The 21743-nt window shown below is 70.0% G+C and carries 22 protein-coding genes and 3 pseudogenes; 15 read left to right on the top strand and 10 right to left on the bottom strand.

Annotation, left to right across the window (positions count from 1 at the left end):
- Positions 1-130: 130 nt before the first annotated feature.
- Positions 131-1324 carry a M20 family metallopeptidase gene (locus ACTWQO_RS04440; RefSeq protein ID WP_443235866.1) on the bottom strand — a complete coding sequence of 398 codons (1194 nt, stop codon included), beginning with the start codon at positions 1322-1324 and terminating at the stop codon, positions 131-133.
- Positions 1325-1380: 56 nt separating this feature from the next.
- Entirely contained in the window at positions 1381-2934 is a 1554-nt protein-coding gene (locus tag ACTWQO_RS04435; protein ID WP_443235865.1) for an AbgT family transporter, read from the bottom strand.
- 115 nt (positions 2935-3049) lie between these two features.
- Between ACTWQO_RS04435 and ACTWQO_RS04430 the strand changes: the two genes are divergently transcribed.
- Positions 3050-4075, top strand: coding sequence for a winged helix-turn-helix transcriptional regulator (locus ACTWQO_RS04430; RefSeq protein ID WP_443235864.1), 1026 nt, complete (start codon positions 3050-3052; stop codon positions 4073-4075).
- An 83-nt stretch (positions 4076-4158) separates the two neighbouring features.
- Here ACTWQO_RS04430 and ACTWQO_RS04425 read toward each other — a convergent pair whose 3' ends face one another.
- Together ACTWQO_RS04425 and ACTWQO_RS04420 are read right to left on the bottom strand one after the other, a co-directional pair.
- Positions 4159-4746, bottom strand: coding sequence for a helix-turn-helix domain-containing protein (locus ACTWQO_RS04425; RefSeq protein WP_443235863.1), 588 nt, complete (start codon positions 4744-4746; stop codon positions 4159-4161).
- Positions 4747-4952: 206 nt separating this feature from the next.
- Positions 4953-6152 carry an IS110 family transposase gene (locus ACTWQO_RS04420; protein WP_443235862.1) on the bottom strand — a complete coding sequence of 400 codons (1200 nt, stop codon included), beginning with the start codon at positions 6150-6152 and terminating at the stop codon, positions 4953-4955.
- 236 nt (positions 6153-6388) lie between these two features.
- Between ACTWQO_RS04420 and ACTWQO_RS04415 the strand changes: the two genes are divergently transcribed.
- Positions 6389-6898 (top strand): DinB family protein, encoded by a 510-nt coding sequence (locus ACTWQO_RS04415; RefSeq protein ID WP_443235861.1) that lies wholly within the window; start codon positions 6389-6391, stop codon positions 6896-6898.
- Between the two features lie 119 nt (positions 6899-7017).
- Here the strand turns inward: ACTWQO_RS04415 and ACTWQO_RS04410 are convergent, their stop codons facing one another.
- The 4 genes and pseudogenes from ACTWQO_RS04410 to ACTWQO_RS04395 all read right to left on the bottom strand — a co-directional run bounded on the left by ACTWQO_RS04410 (position 7018) and on the right by ACTWQO_RS04395 (position 8983).
- Positions 7018-7437 carry a DoxX family protein gene (locus ACTWQO_RS04410; protein WP_443236001.1) on the bottom strand — a complete coding sequence of 140 codons (420 nt, stop codon included), beginning with the start codon at positions 7435-7437 and terminating at the stop codon, positions 7018-7020.
- Between the two features lie 121 nt (positions 7438-7558).
- A pseudogene (locus ACTWQO_RS04405) lies at positions 7559-7811 on the bottom strand (thioredoxin-disulfide reductase); the annotation flags it as partial.
- A gap of 78 nt (positions 7812-7889) precedes the next feature.
- On the bottom strand, positions 7890-8309 hold the full coding sequence (locus tag ACTWQO_RS04400; protein ID WP_443235860.1) for an arsenate reductase ArsC: 420 nt from the start codon (positions 8307-8309) through the stop codon (positions 7890-7892).
- 35 nt (positions 8310-8344) lie between these two features.
- Positions 8345-8983, bottom strand: a complete 639-nt coding sequence (locus ACTWQO_RS04395; RefSeq protein ID WP_443235859.1) for an arsenate-mycothiol transferase ArsC — start codon at positions 8981-8983, stop codon at positions 8345-8347.
- A 114-nt stretch (positions 8984-9097) separates the two neighbouring features.
- Here ACTWQO_RS04395 and ACTWQO_RS04390 point away from each other — a divergent pair, with 114 nt between their 5' ends.
- From ACTWQO_RS04390 to ACTWQO_RS04375, 4 genes and pseudogenes are all read left to right on the top strand, one after another.
- On the top strand, positions 9098-9406 hold the full coding sequence (locus ACTWQO_RS04390) for an ArsR/SmtB family transcription factor (protein ID WP_443235858.1): 309 nt from the start codon (positions 9098-9100) through the stop codon (positions 9404-9406).
- 38 nt (positions 9407-9444) lie between these two features.
- Positions 9445-10233 (top strand): aquaporin, encoded by a 789-nt coding sequence (locus ACTWQO_RS04385; RefSeq protein ID WP_443235857.1) that lies wholly within the window; start codon positions 9445-9447, stop codon positions 10231-10233.
- A gap of 72 nt (positions 10234-10305) precedes the next feature.
- A pseudogene (locus ACTWQO_RS04380) lies at positions 10306-10537 on the top strand (hypothetical protein).
- A gap of 34 nt (positions 10538-10571) precedes the next feature.
- Positions 10572-10694, top strand: a pseudogene (locus ACTWQO_RS04375) (IS21-like element helper ATPase IstB); the annotation flags it as partial.
- Between the two features lie 9 nt (positions 10695-10703).
- Here the strand turns inward: ACTWQO_RS04375 and ACTWQO_RS04370 are convergent.
- Positions 10704-12185 (bottom strand): FAD-dependent monooxygenase, encoded by a 1482-nt coding sequence (locus ACTWQO_RS04370; protein ID WP_443235856.1) that lies wholly within the window; start codon positions 12183-12185, stop codon positions 10704-10706.
- A gap of 52 nt (positions 12186-12237) precedes the next feature.
- On the opposite strand from ACTWQO_RS04370, the gene ACTWQO_RS04365 reads away from it, so the two are divergent.
- Positions 12238-12861 (top strand): TetR/AcrR family transcriptional regulator C-terminal domain-containing protein, encoded by a 624-nt coding sequence (locus tag ACTWQO_RS04365; protein ID WP_443235855.1) that lies wholly within the window; start codon positions 12238-12240, stop codon positions 12859-12861.
- Between the two features lie 143 nt (positions 12862-13004).
- Here the strand turns inward: ACTWQO_RS04365 and ACTWQO_RS04360 are convergent, their stop codons facing one another.
- Complete coding sequence (locus ACTWQO_RS04360) at positions 13005-13886, bottom strand: helix-turn-helix domain-containing protein (RefSeq protein ID WP_443235854.1); 882 nt, start codon at positions 13884-13886, stop codon at positions 13005-13007.
- A 170-nt stretch (positions 13887-14056) separates the two neighbouring features.
- Between ACTWQO_RS04360 and ACTWQO_RS04355 the strand changes: the two genes are divergently transcribed.
- From ACTWQO_RS04355 to ACTWQO_RS04320, 8 genes are all read left to right on the top strand, one after another.
- The gene (locus ACTWQO_RS04355) at positions 14057-15073 is read left to right on the top strand and encodes a zinc-dependent alcohol dehydrogenase family protein (protein WP_443235853.1); all 1017 of its coding nucleotides are present in this window, start codon (positions 14057-14059) and stop codon (positions 15071-15073) included.
- 85 nt (positions 15074-15158) lie between these two features.
- Positions 15159-15824 (top strand): SDR family NAD(P)-dependent oxidoreductase, encoded by a 666-nt coding sequence (locus ACTWQO_RS04350; RefSeq protein WP_443235852.1) that lies wholly within the window; start codon positions 15159-15161, stop codon positions 15822-15824.
- Between the two features lie 15 nt (positions 15825-15839).
- The gene (locus ACTWQO_RS04345; RefSeq protein WP_443235851.1) at positions 15840-16358 is read left to right on the top strand and encodes a cyclophilin-like fold protein; all 519 of its coding nucleotides are present in this window, start codon (positions 15840-15842) and stop codon (positions 16356-16358) included.
- Positions 16359-16439: 81 nt separating this feature from the next.
- Positions 16440-17207 carry an SDR family NAD(P)-dependent oxidoreductase gene (locus tag ACTWQO_RS04340; protein ID WP_443235850.1) on the top strand — a complete coding sequence of 256 codons (768 nt, stop codon included), beginning with the start codon at positions 16440-16442 and terminating at the stop codon, positions 17205-17207.
- Between the two features lie 37 nt (positions 17208-17244).
- On the top strand, positions 17245-17658 hold the full coding sequence (locus ACTWQO_RS04335; protein ID WP_443235849.1) for a (R)-mandelonitrile lyase: 414 nt from the start codon (positions 17245-17247) through the stop codon (positions 17656-17658).
- Between the two features lie 198 nt (positions 17659-17856).
- Positions 17857-18495 (top strand): (2Fe-2S)-binding protein, encoded by a 639-nt coding sequence (locus tag ACTWQO_RS04330; protein ID WP_443235848.1) that lies wholly within the window; start codon positions 17857-17859, stop codon positions 18493-18495.
- Positions 18496-18508: 13 nt separating this feature from the next.
- Positions 18509-19489, top strand: a complete 981-nt coding sequence (locus ACTWQO_RS04325) for an FAD binding domain-containing protein (RefSeq protein WP_443235847.1) — start codon at positions 18509-18511, stop codon at positions 19487-19489.
- Positions 19486-21681 (top strand): xanthine dehydrogenase family protein molybdopterin-binding subunit, encoded by a 2196-nt coding sequence (locus ACTWQO_RS04320; protein ID WP_443235846.1) that lies wholly within the window; start codon positions 19486-19488, stop codon positions 21679-21681. Before ACTWQO_RS04325 ends, ACTWQO_RS04320 begins: the two co-directional genes overlap by 4 nt.
- Positions 21682-21743 lie beyond the last annotated feature (62 nt).

Genomic DNA, 21743 nt, shown 5'->3' with positions numbered 1-21743 from the left:
GGCGACGCTCCGTCGGCGCCGGCCCGAACCATCAGATGGTCTTCACCGGCCGGGTGCCGGTCACCCTGGTCGTACTGCGCAACCAGTCACGGATACGCGGTCGACAACCACCGCGCCTGTGTGTCGTGCGTCAGGACGTCGTGGCTCCGTCGTGCACCGGTTGGGCCAGTCGTCCGAGCAGTCCGGCGATGAGGGCGGTCTGGGTGGGCGCGGTGTCGGGGTAGATGTACTCACCCTGGGCGTGGGCGCCGTCGCCGACCGCGCCCAGGCCGCACAGCACCGGCAGGCCGAGGGCGGCGACGAAGTTGGCGTCGCTGGCGCCGCCGACGGCGGCATCGGGCAGGTCGCGGCCCTGCGCACGGGCGACGCCGCGGGCGAGGTCGAGGAGGGGCGCGGAGGCGGCGTTGAGCGTCATGGGCGGACGGTTCCAGGCGTGGTCCACGTGGATGCGGACGCGGGGGTCGCTGACCTTGATGGCGGCGAACTCGGCGTCGACGCGGTCCTGTTCGCTCTCGCTGCTGACCCGGATATCGATGCTCGCGGTGGCCTGTCCGGCCACGACGTTGGTGGCGGTACCGCCGCTGATGAGCCCGGTGTTGATGGTGGTGCCCCTCTCGGGGGCGGCGACGGCCGCGGCGGCGAGGACGAACTCCGACAATGCGGTGATCGCGCTGGCCCCGTCCTGGGGCGCGAGCCCGGCGTGCGCCTCGACGCCGGTGGCGGTGACCTTGAAGATCCCGGAGCCCTTGCGGGCGGTCTTGACCGCGCCGTGGGCGGTCGGCTCCAGCACCAGCGTGACGTCGACCTTCCTGGCGACGTCCTCGATCACCGGACGGGAGGACAGGGAGCCGATCTCCTCGTCGCCGTTGAAGACGAAGGTGACGGTGGGCACGGGTGCGCCGCTCTCGCGGGCGAGCTTCAGTGCCCATATGCCCTGGGCCAGGCCGGTCTTCATGTCGAAGATGCCCGGACCGCTGAGCTTCGCCCGGCCGCCGGATTCGACCGACGGCTGCTCCCATCCGGCGAGGGTGCCGGTCGGCCATACGGTGTCGTAGTGGCCGACGAGCGCGACGTGCCCGGCGCCGGTGCCGGTGTAGGTCAGCGTGAGGGTGTCCCCGCACTCGCCGCCGGGGTGGCGCTGTTCGTGGTCGGGCCGACCGAGCCGGTGAACGGCCAGTTCACGCAGGAGGTCCAGACCCGCCGCGAGGCCGGGCAGGTCGTAACTGCCGGTCTCGTGGCGGACGAGGGTCAGGATGTCGGTGACGATCTCCGACGAGACCTCCTGGGCGCGGGCGGTGAGGGCGGCAGCGGGCGATACGGTCATGATCTGCTTTCTCGTACGAGGTGTGGGTGTGGTGTTTCCTGGCGGCAGGGGTGGGGTCAGCTGATGCCGAAGGGGATGCCCAGCAGGTACCAGGCCACGAAGAACGCGACCCAGACGACCCAGACGACGGCGGCGATCGGGATCGTGAAGGAGGCCAGCGTGCCGATGCCGGCGGACTTGCGGTACTGCTGGATGAAGCCCAGCGCCATCACGAAGTACGGGCTCATCGGGGTGACGCAGTTGGTGACCGAGTCGGCGACGCGGTAGACGGCCTGGGTGGTCTCGGGCTCGATGCCGATGAGCATCAGCATGGGCACGATCACCGGCGCGGCCAGCGCCCACAGTGCGGAGCCGCTGGTGATGACGAGGTTCATGAAGGTGATCAGCACGGCGACGCCGACCAGCACGGTCCAGCCGCTCATGTCCAGGTCACGCAGCGTCTCGGCGCCCTTGACGGCGAGGATGTCGCCGATGTTCGTCCACTTGAAGTAGGCGAGGAACTGCGAGATCGCGAAGAAGAGGACGAGGATCGGGGCCATCGAGCGGGTGCCGTCGACCATCGCGGCGATGATGTCGCGGGCGGCGGAGAAGGTGCCGGTCATCCGGCCGTAGACGGTGCCGAGCACGGCGAAGAACAGGCCCAGGACGAGTGCCATCCCGCCGATCAGTGAGGAGTCGACGATGCCGCCGTGCTCGCCGCGCAGCGGTGAGGACGAAGGGATCATCGCCACCACCAGGAACGCGATGAAGCCGAGGGCGACCAGTCCGGTCACCCGCAGAGCGCGGCGCTGCTGCTCGGTGACGTCGATCGCCTCCCGCTCGTCGGCGTTCAGTGCGGCGACCGGCTCGTCGGGCTCAAGGTCCGTACGGCGGGCGAGGACCTTGTCGACGACGAGCGTGATCACCAGGGCCACGAGGACCGATGAGGCGAGCCCGAAGAAGTAGTTGGCCACCGGGGTGACGACGTAGTCCGCGTCGATGGTGTGGGCGGCGGTGGTGGAGATTCCCGACAGCAGTACGTCGGTGGTGGTGAGCGAGGGGGAGGCGTCGTAGCCGGCGGAGATCGAGACGTAGGCGACGATGCAGCCGAGCACCGGACTGCGGCCCGCCGCGCGGAAGACGAGTGCGCCGAGCGGGATGAGGGTGACGTAGGCGGCGTCACCGGCCACATGGCTGACCATGGCCGTCATCGACAGGGCGAAGGTCAGGTACTTGCCCGGCACCCGCGCGACCATCCGGCGCAGCAGGGCGGAGAACAGTCCGCTCTTCTCGGCGACGGCGATGCCGAACATCACGGTGAGGATGGTGGCCAGCGGCGGGAAGGCCGCGAAGTTGTCGACGGCCCCCTCGACGGCCATGGTGATGCCGTCCCTGCTGAGCAGGTTCTCCACCTTGATGGTCTCGTCCGTGCCGGGGTGCACGGCGCTGACCCCGACCGCCGCCAGTACGGCGCTGAGCACGGCGACGACCCCCGCGAGGATCCAGAACAGCCAGAAAGGGTTGGGCAGTTTGTTGCCGACCTTCTCGATCGCCGCGAGCGCGCGGAACGCGGCGCGCAGGACTCTCGACTGTGGCTCGGTCGGCTGGGGCGGGGTCGCGGTGGCACTCATCGGTACCTCTTCGTGCGCTTGAGGGATGTTCCTGCGAACAATGGCAGCCGAATGAGAGATTCTCTAGACCAAGGATGTAACAGCGGGATTAATCGGCAGTCTAAGGTGATGCACTATGACCCGCCCTCTCCTCGACGAGCTCGACCGGCGCCTCATCGGCGCGCTGCACCTGGCGCCCCGGGCCACCTGGGACGACATCGGCGGGATCCTGTCCGCCGACGCCAGCACGCTCAAACGCCGTTACGACCGCCTTCACGAGGCCCGGATGGTCCGGGTGATCGGGCAGGCCGACTGGGGCATGCATTCCACGGCGATGCCGGTCCACGTCTTCCTGGACATCACCGGCGAAACCCCGCTCGCCGTCCTCCACCGGCTGCGTGACCTGCCCCACCTCCAGCTCCTGGCACAGATCTCCGGCGACTACCCCCTCTACGCCGTCGTCCACGCCCCCTCCGAGGCGGCCACCAGCGAGGCGATCGACCGGATGTTCTCGATCCCCGGCGTCCGCCGCGTCAACGCCCTGCCCGCCCTCAGCACCCTGCGCCGCGGCATCACCTGGGACCCCCAGTTCCTCACCGACACCGAACGCGCCGACCTGCTGAAACTCACCGGCGCCCGCCCCGAGGGCACCGCGACCGCGACACCCCCCGCCAAACCACTCAGCGAGGCCGAACGCACCGTCGTCGCCCAGCTGATCCAGGACAGCCGCGCATCCGCCGCGAGCATCGCCCGAGCCGCCGGCCTGGCCACCTCCACCGCGCACCGCGTCGTCCGCCGGGTCCTCGACGAGGGATGGGTCAAGCCGCGTCTGGAGATCGTGTCGGAATGGCTCGGCTTCCAGACCCCGTTCATACTCCGCCTGCGCGTTGCCCCAGGCGAAACCCCCGACGTCATGCGCCGCATCGACCAACTCCCCCAGACCCGGCTCGCCGCCCACGTCGCCAGCGACATGTCCGTCCTCGCCACCGGCCTGGTCTCCGACCGCTCCGCCCTGGCACTCTTCATCGACCACGAGCTGGCCAAGATCCCCGGCATCCTCACCGTCAGCGTCGACGTCATGCTCGCCGAACCGCGCCGCTACTGGCTGGACCGGGACCTGACCTCCGGCCTCGGCGAATTCCACGCCCCGACGCTGCTGTGAGCGCCAGGGGCGTTGGAGTGAGCGGGCAGGACAGGCGCCGCCACCGTGTGTGCATCACGGCCGGTGGAGGGCGACTGAGGTGATCACTGCCTGGACGGTGCCAGATGTGCGCGCTCTCCCTGCGCGCCGAACAGGGCGAGCAGTTCCGCGGGCCGGCTGTCGGCGCTGCCGATCCAGTGCGGTGTGCGGGTGTCGAACTCCGCGGCCTCGCCGACACCGAGCCGGAACTCCCGCTCGCCGAGCACGAACCTGACGTGTCCGTCGAGGACGTAGAACCACTCGTATCCCTCATGGGTCTGCAGGTTCATCGTGGGTGCACGGCCGGCGGGCGGATGGATCACCTTGTACGCCTGAATCCCGCCGGCCCGCGTGGTCAGTGGCACCATCACCAGCCCGGATCGCCGTACGGGTCGCGGGTGGACGCGCGGATCGCCGGTGGGCGGCGCCGCTACGAGATCATCGAGCGGGACACCGTACGCCCGGGCCAGGGGCAGTAGCTGCTCCAGCGTGGGGCGGAGCTTGCCGTTCTCGAGACGGGACAAGGTGCTCGCCGTGAGGCCGGTTTCGTCTGCCAACGCCGCCAGCGTGGCGCGCCGCGCCCGGCGCAGGGCACGCAGACGTGGTCCGACCCCGGCCAGAACATCTCCCGCGGGGTTGTCCTGGTTGTCCATGGCCCGATGATGCGGATCCGCAACTTCTCTTGCAAGACCGAAAAAGCGGTGGCGATGCTGTCGGAACCACGGATCACGCTCGGCACGCCGGCCGACGAAGGGGCGACTCCGATGGATTCCTCTCGACGCCGACGGCCTCCAGCCGACCGCTGGATGACCGCCCGACCCTCACCATGTCCCGCAGGAACGGACTCCCAATGAAGTTGTCAAGCAAGAGAGTTGATGGGGCGTCTGATCTCGAAGGTGCGACCGTCACGAAGAAGCGCCCACAGGACATTGAGTCGACGGCGTGCAAGAGCGATGACGGCTTGCTTGTGCGTCTTCTTCTCCGCCCGTTTCCGCTGGTAGAACGCCATGGAGGCAGGGCAGTGCTGGGCGGCGACCTGGGCGGACAGGTAGAAGACCCGCATCAGGCGCCGGCAGTATCGGCGCGGGCGACGCATGTTGCCGCTGATGCGTCCGGAGTCCTTGGGGACCGGAGCCAGTCCAGCGACGCCCGCGAGGCGATCCGAGCTGCCGAACACGCTCATGTCCCCACCGGTGCAGGCGATGAGCTCGGCCCCGAGGACGAGCCCCATGCCGGGCATGCTCAGGAGCATCTCGGCATACGGGTGCTCCCGAAATCGGCTCTCGATCAGAGCGTCGGTCTCCGAGAGCTCTTCGTCGAGAGCCGTCACCTCCCTCGCAAGTTTCGCCACCACGGCCGCGGCCAGCTTCTCCCCAGCCACTGTGACGTGCTGGGCTTTCGCAGCCTCGACCGCGCGGGCGGCAACATGCTTGCCGCTGCGCACGCTGCGGTTCTTCAGCCAGGCCGCAAGCCGGCTCTCACCGATGCGACGCAGAGCCGCCGGGGTCTGATAGCTGGTGAGCAGCACCAGGGCGCCCTTGGAGCTCTTGTAGTCGAATGCTCGCTCCAGCGCGGGGAAGTACTCCAGCAGCTGCGCACGCAGCCGGTTGATCGTCCTCGTACGGTCGGCGGCCAAGTCCATCCGACGCGCGGTGAGGATCCGCAGGTCCACGGCTATCTCGTCGCTGTTCCGGACCGGCTGGAGGTCTCGGCGCATGCGGGCCTGGTCGGCGATGACGAACGCGTCCTTCGCGTCGCTCTTGCCGTCTCCGCGGTAGGAGCCCGAGGCGTGGTAGATGGTGCGGCCAGGGATGTAGAGCACCGACTGCCCGTTGTCGGTGAGCAGGGCGATCATGAGCGCGGCCCCGCCTGCGTTCAGGTCGATCGCCCAGGTCACGGGATCCCCGTCGCTCAGCTCCAGCACATCAGTGATCAACGTGAGCAGCGCGCTCTCCTCGTTGGCCACGCGTCGCGACAGCCGACGTGTGCCGTTGGCGTCGATCACCGTGCAGTGATGCTCTGCCTTGCCTGCATCCGTACCAGCCCAGAGTTCGGGCACGGCTACCTCCCTCGTCGAACCGTCGCACAGCCCAGCAGACGACCTCGGCAGCGTGTCCTTACACAGCGATTTTGTTCGCGCATCCCAATCAGTGCCCGAGTCGTCGCGGGCAGCGGGTGGCCAGTCCGTTCAAGCCACCGAGGGCTGGAGTAACTCAGCCATACCCGCTGCCCCTGGGCCTCCCGATCCTACGAATGACGGGGAGCGGCCCGAGCAACAACGTAAGGAGTGACTTGATGCCAGGAAACCGTACGCAGCGACCGCGGACTCGGCCGAAGGACACCGGGCCTCCCTCGACCGGCACCGACGAGAAGGCCACCCTGCGGGGCTTCCTCGACTATCTGCGGAGCGCGGTCGCGGACAAGGCTGCGGGCGTGCCGGAACCGCAGGTCCGAACGGGCGGAGTGCCTTCGGGTACCAGCCTTCTCGGGCTGCTCAAGCATCTGACGTTCGTCGAACGGTTCTACTTCCTCGGGGAGGAGATCGGCCACTGGCGTGCGACCATGCGGCCGTCCGCGGAGGACACCATCGACGGCGTCCTGGCCGACTACCGGGAGGCCGTCGAGCGAGCGAACCAGGTCATCGACGCCTGCCCGGACCTGGCTCTTCCCGCCCCGCGACCCCCGCGCCGAGGGCCGGCACCATCGATGCGATGGGTCCTGGTGCACATGATCGAAGAGACCGCCCGGCACGCCGGCCACGCCGACATCCTCCGCGAACAGATCGACGGATCCACCGGCCGCTGACACCGACCACGGGTGCGTCCGACTTCGCCCGTACCTTGCCGTCCGAGCAGCGCGCGATAGCCTTTCGCAGCGCCTGTCGATGTGCGGTCATCGGCTCAACTCCGCTGAACACGTCCTGGTCAGTCGATGTCGAAGAGCGGCCCAGTAAGGGTCAGGCCCAGCTCGCCGTCGGCATGGGCGATGAGCCCGAGCAGCATGAGCGAGGCGCCGGCGAGTGCCATGTCCTTCTGGAACTGGACCATCTCCATCTGACGCGCCTGGGGGTCGGTCTCTTTCCAGAAGGCGTGCATCAGTACGGCGGTCGGCACGAGGAAGACGATCAGGAGCAGCGCCCCGAGGTCCGGCCACACGCCGAGGAGAACGCTCAGCCCGCCCGCGAGAAGCAGCACGCCACTGCCCAGCACGGCGGGAACCGCGGCCGGTACGCCTCGGGACGTCGCGTATCCGGCCATCGCCTTGGTCTGGGTCAAGTGGCCGACCGCGCTTGCGAGGAAGAGGGCGGCGAAGAGAATGCGCCCGATCAGTACCAGGACGTCCATGGCGGCCTCCAGCAGGAGTTTGATTGAAGGTCCAACCACCTGACCCCAGGCTACCTCCGACTACGGGCCGACGGGCGGTGGCAGCGCAGTGCCGTACGCAGGCCTCGCGCGTGCGTCGCTACGTCGGCCGGGCCGCCGGCCGCGTCGTGCCGGTGGACTTCGTCGAGGTGTCCGATGAAGCCCCCGCGCCCTTGACGTCGCGGCCCCAGAAGAAGCACCCGTCGCACGTCGCGCACCAGGACACGCCCCGGCCCGACAGCTCGTCTTCGCGCAGCAGGCCGAGCTTGCGGTAGCCGGAAAGTCGCGAAGATCACGGTCGTGGTCCGGTGGGCGGTGCCCGCGGTGTCGGTGACGGTCTTGTTGTCCCCGTGAAGCCGACCTCGACGATGTCGTCGTGGTCAGCGCTCCGCCGACGACGATGACCTCACGTATGGAGTTGCCCGTCACCGAGGTCACGCCTCCTGCGTGGCGTCGATCTCGGCGATCAGCCCCTCGATGCGGGTCTTGATCTCGTCGCGGATGGGGCGCACGGACTCCACGCCCTTGCCGGCCGGGTCCTCCAGGGCCCAGTCGAGGTACTTCTTGCCCGGGAAGATCGGGCAGGCGTCGCCGCAGCCCATGGTGATGACGTAGTCGGAGGCCTGGACCGCCTCGGTGGTCAGCACCTTGGGCTGCTGGCCGGAGATGTCGACGCCGACCTCCTTCATGGCCTCCACGGCAGCCGGGTTGACCTGATCGGCGGGGATGGAGCCGGCCGAGCGGACCTCGATCCGGTCGCCCGCGAGGTGGGTGAGGAATCCGGCGGCCATCTGCGAGCGCCCGGCGTTGTGGACGCAGACGAACAGCACGGAGGCAAGCGGGGTCGAGGACATCGGGTCTTCCTTCTTCTTGAGCAGGTGTACGGGGTTCAGGTGCTCGGCAGGGAGTCGAGCAGCTCGGTGATGTGGGCGTCGATCTCGTCGCGGATGCCGCGGACGACGTCGATCGGGGCGCCCTCGGGGTCGGTGGTCGGCCAGTCCAGATAACGGCGGCCGGGCACGACGGGGCAGGCGTCGCCGCAGCCCATGGTGATGACGATGTCGGCGGCCTGGACCACCTCGTCGGTCAGCGGCTTGGGGAAGGCGGCCTCGCTCAGGTTCACCCCTACCTCGGCCAGCACCTGCCCGACGGCCGGCTCGACCTCGGCGGCGGGACGCGTGCCCGCGGAGGAGACGACCACATGGCGGTGGGCCCGGTGGGCGAGGAGGGCGGCTGCCATCTGGGACCGTCCGGCGTTGTGGGTGCACACGAACAGCACTCGGGGCAGGCCGACGCCTGGCGAGCCCTGGATGTGGGCGAGGGCGTCGAGCCGGTCCTTCGTCAGGTGCTCGCTCAGCACGACGAGGTGGGTGCGGACGTGGGCGTGCTCGGCGAGACGCTCGTACGAGTCGGTGATGACGCTTTGGATGGTCTCCGCGGAGAACTGGCCCCGGTAGCGCAGAGCGAGCCGGGCCACGCTGGCTTCGAGGTGCTCATCAGGCAGAACGGGGGGTGAGGAGGACGTCATGGTGACCCCTTTCAAAGGGTCAGGGGCCCAACGGGTGTTGGGTGCGGGTCCCAGTGATCGGCGAGGATCAGCCCAGGGTGGTATCAACCGTGGATGATGTGACAGTATCAGCCCATGATGACGTCAGTCGACACTGATCTGATCCGGGTTCTGGCCGACCCGCTCAGGCTCCAGATCGTGACCCTGCTCGCCAAGGAGACCCTCTGCACCACCCACCTGGTGGAGGAGACCGGCGCTCGCCAGACCAACCTCTCCAACCACCTGAGAGTGCTGCGCGAGGCCGGCGTCGTCGAGACGGAACCGTGCGGCCGTTACACGTACTACAAGCTTCGCCCGGACGTCGTCGCCTCGCTCGCGGACCAGTTCGCCGAGCTGGCCGAGTCTGCCCGCACCGCGGCCGACAACAAGCGGTCCTGCCCCTGATCCCCGCCGCTTGAGGCGACAGCACCAAGGAGTCTTCGTTGACCGCCACCCACGAGTCCGCCGCGGAGTCCGTCATACCCGCGGGCGAGCCGCAGCCCGCGCCCGGAGCGACGCCGCCCCGTACACCCCTGCTCGCCAGGGCCGCCGCCGAGCTGGTCGGCACCGCTGCCCTGGTCACGGTCGTGGTCGGCTCCGGCATCCAGGCCACCGAGCTGACCCAGGACGTCGGGGTGCAGCTGCTGGCCAACTCCCTGGCCACGGTCTTCGGGCTCGGTGTGCTGATCGTGCTGCTCGGTCCGGTCTCCGGGGCGCACTTCAACCCGGCCGTCACGCTGGCCGAGTGGTGGACCGCGCGGCGAGGAGGATCCGGCGTCACCGCGCGGGAGGCCGCGGTGTACGTCCCCGCGCAGATCGTCGGCGCGATCGCGGGCGCCGTCCTGGCGAACGCGATGTTCGGCGAGCCGCTGGTGGAATGGTCCACGCATGACCGCTCGGCAGGGAATCTGCTGCTGGGCGAGGTGGTCGCGACCGCCGGTCTGATCCTGCTGATCTTCGGCCTGGCCCGCACCGACAGGCTCCGCTTCGCCCCGGTCGCGGTCGCGTCGTACATCGGCGCCGCGTACTGGTTCACCTCGTCCACGTCCTTCGCCAACCCGGCAGTGACCATTGGCCGCGCGTTCAGCGACACCTTCGCGGGCATCGAGCCGGCTTCCGTGCCGGCGTTCATCGGAATGCAGGTGATCGGCGCCGTGGTGGGGCTGGCGCTGGTGTCGCTCATCTTCATGAACGGCGGCACGGCTCCGGGATCAGCAGCTTCGCCGCGGTGACGGCCGGGCTGACCACCGACTCGAACTCCGGCCCGGTCGAAGGGGCAGTCAAGCAACGTTGCTCTCAACGCGCTGCACGCCGAGGGCTTCGGACCCCCGGTCGCTCAGCCCGACTGGCGAACACGGCTTGAGCGAGCATCACCGGGCGCAAGGAGTTGGGGCCGCGCTGGTCGCAGCGGCAGCGCGTGAAGCCCGCGCCGCGAAGTGCGAATGGCTTCACGTCGACTTCGAGGAGCACCTGCGTCCGTTCTGTTTCGGCGCCTGCGGCTTCAAGGAGACCGCAGCCGGTCTGTTTTCCCTGTGACAGCGCAGGTCAAGCGCCCGACTGCACACGCGCGACCGATCCGCGGCTCTGCGCGGTCATCGTGGACCGGCGCACCTTCGGCGGCAACATCATCGAGACCGGAACTGAGTCCTACCGGCTTGCCCCCCGGGCTCGCGCGGCAGCGCAAGACGCCGGCACCGGCTGCTCAGCGGGCCGCAGTGCGGTGGGTGGTGGCGAGCGCCCGGTCCACGGCGGCGGACAGTGTGGTGTCGTCCTCATCGATGCCGGCCCAGGCGACGTGGCCGTCGGGGCGGATGAGGGCGGCGCGCACGGTGGCCCAGGCGGCCGGGGGCCGGTCGAGGGTTGCGGTGTGCACCGCGAGCCCCGGCCGCGTCCGGTCCGCCAGGACGCCCGCCGTCAGATCGAGCAGGAGGTGGCTGTCCGGGCGCAAACGGGAGAACAGGTGCTTCTCGGAGCCGGTGAAGGCCAGGTCGGGGGCGCGGGTGCCGGTGAGCGGGTGGGCTGTTGGGTCCGGCGTGGGGTAGCTGACGGCGAGCGCGGTGAGACGTTCGGACAGCGCTTTGTTGAGTGCCGGCTGAGTGGCGATCATCTTGCTGAACAGGGAGCGCAGGTCGATGCCTTCGGGGGTGAAGCCGGTCATCAGGGCGGTCTGGGCGCGGCTGTGTTCCATCAGCTGGGCGCCTACGGGGTGGCGCTCGATGTGGTAGGTGTCGAGCAGGTGGTCAGGGGCCCAGCCGCGGAGGGTGGCGGCGAGTTTCCAGCCGAGGTTGTGCGCGTCCTGGATGCCGACGTTCATGCCGACGCCACCCGCCGGGAAGTGCTGGTGTGCGGCGTCACCGGCGAGCAGGATCCGGCCTCGCCGGTACTGGGCTGCCAGCCGAGTGGCGTTGCCGAATCGGGAGAGCCAGACCGCGTCGCGCATCCCGAAGTCCTCGCCCGTGATGGCGACGGTCTTGGCCCGCAGCTCCTCCAGGGTGAGGTCGCCGGGCCATTGCGTCGTAAGGCTGTCGGGGCTGACACCGACCACGCGGTACCGCCCACCCGGCAGTGGCGCGACCATCACCCCACCCCGGAGCCCGAACGTGCTGAACCCGGGCCGCGGCGGGCTGTCAAGGGTGACGTCGCCCATCCAGCCCAAGACGGTGGAGGGCGTACCGACGAAGTCGATGCCGGCGGCGGTGCGCACGGTGCTGCGGGAGCCGTCGCAGCCGATGATGAACGCCGCCTGGAGTTCGTACGACTCGTCCGGCCCGTCCACCTGCACGGTCACCGACTCCGCGTGCTCGGTGAACCCGGTGACGCGGTGACCGCGCACGATCGTGGCACCGAGCGCGAGCGCGTGCTCCTCCAGTAGTTCCTCAGTACGGGCCTGGGGCAGGGCGAGCGTGTACGGGAACGGGGTCTCCAGCGCCCGGAAGTCGAGCCGGTCGTCGAGCATGGCGAAGTGGCCGCCCGGGATCGGCAGGCCCTCGGCGAGGAAGGGCTTGTGCACGCCGCGCGAGGCCAGGACCTCGATGGTGCGTGGGTGGACGGTGAGGGCCTTGGAGCGCTGGTCGATGTCTGCACGCTCCTCGACGACGGTGACGGAAACCCCACCCAGCCGCAGTTCGGCGGCGAGCCAGAGCCCGACCGGGCCTCCTCCGGCGATGACAACCTGCTGCTCCATGAACCATCCTTGGTCAGTGACCAATAACCTTTGTGCGCAGTAAACTAGGTCAATGACCAATAGGCAAGCGAGTGAGGACCGCGGCCCGCGGCTGGACCCCGGAACGGTGATCCGTACCGCGCTGGAACTGCTGGACGAAAAGGGCCTGGACGCCCTGTCCACCCGGGCGGTCGCCGACCGGCTCGGCGTACGGATGAACACCGTGCTGTGGCATGTGAAGACCAAGGCCCGGATGCTGGAGCTGATGGCGGACGCCGTCGTCGGCGAAGCCCCGCTCAACGACCTTCCGGCCTCCTGGGACGAGCGCGTCCGCGAACTGGCCCGCCGGTACCGCCACGCCCTGCTCGCCCACCGCGACGGCGCCGCGCTCGTCGTCGGCACCTATGCCGCCGAACCACATACCCTGCGTTTCGCCGACACCCTGGTGAGCGCGTTGCTGGACGGCGGCCTGGACGAGCGTGAGACCGCCTGGACCACGTGGACGATCATCTACTTCACCCTCGGCCTCACCCAGGAAGAACAGGCGGCGGTCCACCAGTCCCCGAACGGCCGGCTGGCGAACGCGGTCTCCGAGACGGCCCACCCCGCCCTCCATCGCGTCCTCGGCCATCTCGACGCGGAATCATTTGGCGAGCGCTTCGAGTTCGGCCTGTCCGCGATCCTCGCGCGAAGGTGACCGAGCACGAGGAAAGGACCAACAGGCGTGCTCGCGGGCGAGCGTACGGTGCCGTCCCGAAGGTCTTCGGCGGCAACTCCGGGATGTAGTCGACGACGTGGAGGGGCTCCCCAGGCCGCCTCCATGGCGGCGGCCCGTCGCGGTCAGCTGACTGGGGAGGAGGCCGGCAGGTGCTGGTCGGCGGCCCAGGAGGCGAGGATGCGGAGCCGTTCGTGGGTGGGGGAGCCGGGCCCGGCGGTCCAGACGGTGAGGTGCTGGTCGGGGTCGGTGTTGGCGGTGAGGGTGTCCCAGTCGAGGACGAGTTCGCCGACGACGGGATGGTTGAGGGTCTTCGTGCCCACGGTGCGGGCGGCGACCTTGTGGTCGCCCCACCACTTGGCGAACTGATGGTCGCGCGTGGACAGTTCACCGACCAGCTCGATCAGGCGGGGGTCCTCGGGATACTTCGCGGCCTCCATGCGCAGTTGGGCGACGGCGATGTGCGCGGAGGTCTCCCAGTCGGCGTACAGGGTGCGCAGGGCAGGATCCGTGAAGATGAGCCGCGGGTAGTTGCGGTGCCTTTCCGGGATGCGGGAGAAGTCGGTGACCAGGGCGGCGGCCAGCGCGTTCCAGGCCAGGATGTCCCCGCGCCGGCCCTGCACAATGGCGGGAGTGGCGGTGAGGTCGTCCAGGACCCGCTGAAGCTGCGGCTGGACCTTCTGCCGGCCGCGGCGCCGGGTGCGGGTGGTGGTCTTGCCCGCGAGCTGGAAGAGGTAGCCGCGCTCGTCGTCGTCCAGGTGGAGGACGCGGGCGAGGACGTCCAGTACGGGGGCCGACGCCTGCATGCGGCCCTGCTCCAGGCGGGTGTAGTAGTCAGTGCTGATGCTGGCCAGTTGGGCGACCTCCTCGCGGCGCAGCCCCTCCACCCGGCGGGGCCTGTCGCTCTCGGGCAGTCCGACCGTGCGCGGGCTCAGCTCGGAGCGGCGCTTCTTGAGGAACTCTCCCAGCTCATTGAGGGGGACGTTGCTGGTCATGCTTCCCAGCATGGCACCGGAGGGGCCCGGGGAAAGGGGGAGAATTTCCTCCCTGGATGTTCCTCTCCCAGGATGGATCTCTCCGCTTATCGCGCCTGCCCTCGCGTGTGAGGGTCGACGGTGAGCAGCCGTCCCGACCCCGGCTGCGGCTCACCGACCCTCGCACCGAAGGGAGCACCCCCATGCGCGGAGCAGTCATCTACGCCCCCGGCGACGTGCGCTTCGAGAACCTCGACGACCCGAAGATCGTCCACCCGACCGACGCGGTGATCCGCACGATCGCCACCTGCGTGTGCGGCTCGGACCTGTGGCCGTACCGCGGCGTGGAACCCATCGGCGACCCGCACCCGATGGGGCACGAGTACGTCGGCATCGTCGAGGAGGCGGGCAGCGAGGTCGCCAACGTCAGGCCGGGCCAGTTCGTGGTCGGCTCCTTCGCCACCTCGGACAACACCTGCGCCAACTGCCTGGGCGGCTGGCAGTCCAACTGCCTGCACCGCGAGTTCATGAGCACCTGCCAGGCCGACTACGTCCGCATCCCCAACGCCCACGGCACGCTAGTCGCCACCGACGAGCACCCGGACGCCGAGATGGTGCCGAGCCTGCTCGCCGTGTCCGACGTGATGGGCACCGGCTGGTACGCCGCCCTCGCCGCGGAAGTGAGGCCCGGCTCGACGGCTGTCGTGGTCGGTGACGGCGCGGTCGGCCTGTGCGGCGTCATCGCCGCCAAGGAACTCGGCGCGGAGCGGATCATCGCCATGAGCCGTCATGAGTCCCGGCAGAAGCTGGCCCTGGAGTTCGGCGCCACCGACATCGTGACCGAGCGCGGCGAGGACGGCGTCGCCCGCGTCAAGGACCTCACCGACGGGATCGGGGCGGACGCGGTGCTGGAGTGCGTCGGCACCGCCGAGTCGATGCGGCAGGCGCTGCGCTCGGCCCGGCCCGGCGGCAACGTCGGTTTCGTCGGCGTCCCGCACGAGGTGCAGGTCTGCGGCCAGGAGCTGTTCTTCTCCCACGTCGGCCTGCGCGGCGGCCCCGCACCCGTCCGCCGCTACCTGCCCGACCTGATCGAGCGCGTCCTGACCGGGCTGATCAACCCCGGCAAGGTCTTCGATCTCAGCCTGCCCCTGGACCAAGTCGCCGAGGGCTACCGGGCGATGGACGAGCGCCGCGCCATCAAGGCCCTGCTCAAGCCCTGAGCGCAGACGCGTCCACGCCGGGGGCGCGCTCAGGGTCGGCGTGGCCCTCGGACCGTAACCACCCCCACTCACTCAAGGACAGACCATGACGACCTTCGCCCTTGTCGGCGCGGGCCCCGGCCTCGGGCTCGCCACCGCCCGCCGCTTCGGAGCCGCCGGCCACACCGTCGCCCTCATCGCCCGCAACGCGGAAAAGCTGGACGACCTGACCGCCGACCTCGCCCGTGGCAACATCCAGGCGCGCGGTTTCACCGCCGACGTCCTCGACATCGAGTCGCTGACCGCGGCCCTGTACGCGGCTGCGGCCGCCCTGGGACCCATCGAGATCCTCCAGTACAGCCCGGTGCCGCACGCCGACTTCATGAAGCCGGTCCTCGACACGAGCGCCGACGACCTCGACGCCCCGCTCGCCTTCTCCGTCAAGGGCCCCGTCACCTGTGTGAACGCCGTCCTGCCCGGTATGCGCGCCCTCGGCCGCGGCACCTTGCTGTTCGTCAACGGCTCCAGCGCCGTACGCCCCAACCCGAACGTGGCCGGCACCTCGATCGCGTTCGCCGCCGAGAGCGCCTACGCCCGCACACTGCACGACACGCTCGCCGGGGAGAACATCCACGCCGCGCAGCTGATCATCCCGGGCGCCATCCGGCCCGACGCCGAGCACAGCAGCCCCGAGGTGCTGGCACAGCGGCTGTACGACATCCACCAGCAGCGGGACGGCTTCCGCCACTACGCCGAGCCTCTGCCCCGCTAGTCACAGGACGCCCCCGTGAAACCGGTACCCCTTCCTGCTCTCGTCCGCGTGGTCCCGGCCGCCGCCCTGTTGCTGGTCACGACCGCCTGCACCAGCGACTCCCCGTCCTCCTCCTTCTCCGAGCCCGCATCGCCGCAGGCTTCGACAGCTCCGGCCGCCACCACTTCACCCGGCAGGACAACCGCCATGAACATCCGGCTCACGCTCAACGGTCACCGCGTCGCCGCCACCCTGAACGACAGCCCCACCGCCCGCGACTTCGCCGCCCAGCTCCCCCTCACCCTGTCCGTGCGTGACTTCCACCAGGCCGAGAAGATCGCCGACCTGCCCCAGAAGCTGTCCACCTCCGGCGCCCCGGAAGGCGCCGCCCCCAAGGCAGGTGACCTGGCGTACTACGCCCCCTGGAACCAACTCGCCACCTACTACCGCGACGCCCCCTACGCGACCGGCCTGGTGCCCCTCGGGCACATGGCCGACAGCGGCGCCGAGCAGCTCTCCACCGCCGACGAGATCACCATCGAAGCCGCACCCTGACCAGCCCCACCGCTCGCCCTCACGGACGGCCCCGGCACCACTCGCGCCGCCACACCTCCGCTCTCGAAGGGACAACACGACGTGAATCCCATGTACGACTTCACCGGCCAGGTCGCGCTGGTCACCGGGGCCGGCGCCGGTATGGGCCTGGCGACGGCCCGCGCGTTCGCCGCGTCCGGAGCCGCCGTCGCCCTGACCGACATCGACGAAGCCGCCCTGAACGCAGCCGCGAAGGAACTCACCGGCGCCGGCCACCAAGCCCTCGCCCTCACCTGCGACGTCAGCGACGAGGACCAGGTCGCCGCCGCGGTCGACCGCACCGTGGAGACCTTCGGCCGCCTGGACATGGCCTACAACAACGCCGGCGTCCAGATCCCGCCCAGCGACGCCGCCGACGAACCCGCCGAACACTTCGACCGTGTCAACGCCGTCAACCTCCGCGGTGTCTGGGCCTGCATGAAGCACGAGCTGCGGCACATGCGTGCCCAGGGCAGCGGTGCCATCGTCAACTGCTCCTCCCTCGGCGGCCTGGTCGGGCTGCCCGGCCGCGCCTCGTACCACGCCTCCAAACACGGAGTCATCGGCCTGACCACCAGCGCCGCCCTCGAATACGCCCCGCGCGGCATCCGCGTCAACGCCGTCTGCCCCGGCACCATCGACACCCCCATGGTCAGCGACATGATCGCCAAGGGGGAACTCGACCGCGCCGAGGCCGAGGCCAACCAGCCCATCAACCGGCTCGGCACCGCTGAGGAAATCGCCCAGGCGGTCCTGTGGCTGTGCAGCCCCGGGGCCAGTTTCGTCGTCGGCGTCGCCCTCCCCGTCGACGGCGGCTACGTCGCCCGCTGAGGACAGTCCACGCACGAAGGAGACATGGAGAGACACCATGGAGTTCAACAAGCAGCAGCCCAGCAGCAGGGCCCCGGCGGACTGGTTCACCGGGGACGTGTGGTGGGACGTCATCGTGGCCGGCCAGGAGCCCTCCCGGATACGCGCCAACCTGGTCCGCTTCTCACCGAGCGCCCGCACCCACTGGCACTCCCACGCCCTCGGCCAGACCCTGCACATCGTCTCCGGCGTCGCCCTGATCGGCACCCGGGACGGCACCGTCTTCGAGGCCCACCCCGGCGAGACCGTCGCCTGCCCGCCGCACGAGGAACACTGGCACGGAGCCGCCCCGGACCGGTTCATGGAGCACATCGCCCTGTGGGAGGGCACAGGCGACGGCACCCCCGAGACCACTTGGGCCCAGCCGGTCACCGACCAGCAGTACAACGGCCCCCGCACCCGCAACCAGTAGACGGATCGCTCCTGACGGAGCGTAAAGGGGGGAGGAAAGTCTCCCTGCCACGAGCGTTGCCGGTGGTGCAAGACTCCCCATGCGACCAGTCGCCGCTGCCGAAGCGCGCGGTTGCCCGATTCCCCGCGGTGATGACGATCCAGTCTCCCGTCCCGCTGTTGTGTACGGCCGATCCGTCCGCGATACGAAGGCGTACGTATGTCTACCGAACTCCCTGAGTCTGCCGCTCCGCCCCCCACCGGAGCCGGCGAGTCCTCCCCGGCGCCCACGCGGCGCACGTTCATCGCCACCAGTGCCGCGGTCGGTGGTGCCGTCGTGGCCGGAGGGGCCTTCATCGCCCTCCCGGAGGAGGCGACCGGTGCGTGGGCGTCGCCCTCCAGCCGCGTCTCCCTGACGGTCAACGGCACCCGCCGGACCGTGACGGTCGACAACCGCACGTCGCTGCTGGACCTGCTTCGCGAGCACCTCGGCCTCACGGGCTCGAAGAAGGGCTGCAACGCCGGGGCCTGCGGTGCGTGCACGGTCCTGGTCGACGGGCAGCGGCACAACGCCTGCCTCACGCTCGCCGTGCGACTGGAGGGCGCCGAGGTCACCACGATCGAGGGCCTGGCCGACGGCGATCAACTCCACCCGCTCCAGCAGGCGTTCATCGACCAGGACGCCTTCCAGTGCGGCTACTGCACCCCCGGTCAGATCGTCTCCGGGGTCGGCTGCGTCCAGGAGGGCCACACCGGCTCTCCGGAGGAGATCCGGGAGTGGATGAGCGGCAACATCTGCCGCTGCGGCTGCTACGTCAAGATCGTGCGCGCGGTCGAACAGACCGCGGGACGGAAGTAAGGAGCGGCCCACCATGCATCCCTTCTCCTACACCCGGGTCTCCGACACCCGCGAGGCACTCAACGCCGGTCGCCGCGGCGGCCGTTACATCGCCGGCGGCACCACCCTGGTCGACCTCATGCGCGAGACCGTCGAACGCCCCGAGGCCCTCGTCGACATCACCGGCCTGCCGCTGCGCGAGATCACCGTCACCGAGCGCGGAGGCTTGCGCATCGGCGCCCTGGTGACCATGTCCGAGGCCGCCGCCCACGCGAAGGTGCGCACCCTGTATCCCGTCGTCTCCGAGGCACTGGAGCTGAGCGCATCCGCCCAGCTGCGGAACATGGCGACCATCGGCGGCAACATCATGCAGCGCACCCGGTGCACCTACTTCCGTGACGTGAGCGCCGACTGCAACAAGCGTGAGCCCGGCTCCGGTTGCGCCGCACTGCACGGCGTCAACCGCACCCACGCCATCCTCGGGACCTCCGACGCCTGCGTGGCCACGCATCCGTCCGACGCCGCCGTGGCCTTCGCCGCCCTGGAGGCCCGGGTACACCTGCTGGGCCCGGACGGAGCACGCCAAGTCACCTTCGCCGACTTCCTGTTGCCGCCGGGCAGCACTCCACAACGCGAACAGGCCCTGCACAAAGGTGAGTTGATCACCGCAGTGGAGATCCCCGCTCTTCCGCGCCCGCTCAGGTCCGGCTATCTGAAGGTGCGTGACCGGCAGTCGTACGAGTTCGCCCTGACGTCGGCGGCCGTCGCGCTGCACGTACGCGGCGGGGTGATCCGCGAGGCCAAGGTTGCCGCCGGGGGAGTGGGCACCGTGCCCTGGAAGCTGCCCGCCGTCGAGCGACACCTCGTCGGTGAACGCCCCTCGGGGGCCCTCTGGTCGGCCGCTGCCGCGAAGGCGGCCGACGGCGCCCGCCCCCTTCAGCACAACCGGTTCAAGGTCGAGCTGCTCAAACGCACCGTCGAACGCCAGCTGCGCGTCGTAGGAGGTACCAAGTGAGCCCCCAGCCGCAGGCAGCCGTGGGTGCGCCGCTGTCCCGGGTGGACGGGCGGCTGAAGGTCACCGGCCAGGCGCAGTACGCCGCCGAGTTCGACATCGACGGGGCGGTGCACGCGGTCATGATCGACGCGAGCATCGGCCGCGGCCGTATCACCGGCGTCGACACGGCTGACGCCGAAAAGCACCCGGGTGTGCTGCGGGTGATCCATCACGGCAACGCGCCGACGCTGCCGTACCGCGACAACTCCGGCTCCAACAACCCGCCCGGGCGCAGGCTTCGGGTTTTCCAGGACGACCGGGTGCTCTTCCACGGCCAGCCGGTCGCCGTCGTCGTGGCCACGACCCTGGAGGCCGCACAGCACGGCGCGAGCCTGGTCAAGGTCCGCTACGACGCCGAGGAGCCCTCGACGGACCTTGCCGAGGCCGAGCCGGACAAGCCGACGGACTACGCGCGCGGTGACGCGGAGGCCGGCCTGGGCTCCTCGGCCGTACGGCTGGACGTGACCTACCAGTTGGCGCGTAATCACCACAATCCGATGGAGCCGCACGCCACCATCGCCCGCTGGGACGGCAACCGGCTGACCGTGTGGGACAAGACGCAGTGGGTGATGGGCACGCACGACGAGCTCGCCGCCGTGTTCGACCTGCCCGCGGAAGCGGTGCGCGTCATCAACCCGTTCGTCGGCGGAGGCTTCGGCAGCGGACTGCGCTGCTGGCCGCACACCACCGTCGCCGCCCTGGCCGCGCGCGAGGTCGGTCGTCCGGTCAAGCTGGTGCTCAGCCGCAGGCAGATGTACTTCGGGACGGGATTCCGGCCGTCGTACGAGTACCGGCTGCGCCTCGGCAGCGACCGGCGCGGTCGGCTGTCCGCCGCTGTCCACGACATCGACGCCGAGACCTCCTCGTACGAGACGTTCACCGAGGCCGTCATGGGCGCCGGGCAGATGCTCTACAGCATGCCGAACGTCAGCCAGGCGTACCGGACGGTGCCGCTGGATGTGAACACGCCGATCTGGATGCGTGGCCCCGGCTTCGCTTCGGCGTCGTTCGCGATCGAGTCGGCCATGGACGAACTCGCGCACGAACTCGGCATCGACCCGATCGAACTGCGCCGGCGCAACGAGCCGGACGAGGACGAGTCGAACAACCTGCCGTTCTCCACCCGCCGACTGCGGGAGTGCTACACCGTCGGCGCCCGGGAGTTCGGCTGGCAGCGGCGCTCGTCCCGGCCGCGTTCGCAGCGCGAGGGCGACTGGCTGATCGGCCTGGGCATGGCCGCCAGCGTGTACGACCCCGGGCGGTTTCCCGCGGAGGCCCGGGCCCGCCTGGATGCCGACGGCACCGCTGTGGTCGAGACGGCCACCAGTGACATGGGGCCGGGCACCTACACCTCCCAGACCCAGGTGGCCGCGGACGCGCTCGGGCTGACCATGCGCACGGTGACCTTCCGGCTCGGCGACTCGCTGTATCCGCAGACCGGCCCGCACGGCGGCTCGGCGACCATGGCCAGCGTCGGCTCCGCCGTCGTCGACGCCTGCGACAAGGTCCGGCAGCAGGCGGTCAAGCTGGCCGTCGAGGACCGCAAGTCGCCGCTGTACGGGGTGGATGCCGGCGATGTGGTGGTGCGCGGCGGCCGGCTGCATGTGAAGGGCAGCCCGGCGCGCGGTGAGACGTACCAACGGCTGCTGGCCCGCAACGACCGCTCCCACCTGGAAGCACGCGGCTCCTACGCCGGGCCGCCGGCTCCCGCGCGGCGCTCCTACCACGCCTACGGCGCGGCCTTCGCCGAGGTCGCCGTGGATGCGACCCTCGGTCTTGTGCGGGTGCGGCGGATGCTCGGGGTGTATGACGCCGGGCGCATCATCAGCCCCAAGCTGGCGGACAGCCAGGCCATCGGCGGCATCGTGGGCGGCATCGGCACGGCCCTGCTGGAGCACACGGTCACCGACCACCGCGACGGGCGGATCGTCAACGCCAACCTTGCCGACTACCTCGTCCCGGTCAACGCCGACGTCCCCGAGGTCAGGGCGATCTACCTGGACGGCGAGGACAACGACGGCAACGCGCTCGGCGTCAAGGGGCTCGGCGAGGTCGTCCAGGTGGGTGTGGCGGCCGCGATCGGCAACGCGGTCTTCAACGCCACAGGCCGACGAGTGCGCGAACTGCCCATCACGGCCGAGGCATTGCTCTGACCCCAGCGCCCCACCGTCCTGTCCGGCAGCCGTCCCCCGTCCGGCTGCCGGACCTACCAGGG

This window comes from Streptomyces sp. 4N124, assembly GCF_052245395.1.
In the GTDB taxonomy this organism is placed as follows: domain Bacteria; phylum Actinomycetota; class Actinomycetes; order Streptomycetales; family Streptomycetaceae; genus Streptomyces.
The sequence above is the reverse complement of the archived record's forward strand: the minus strand, read 5'-3'. Positions and strand labels throughout refer to the sequence as shown.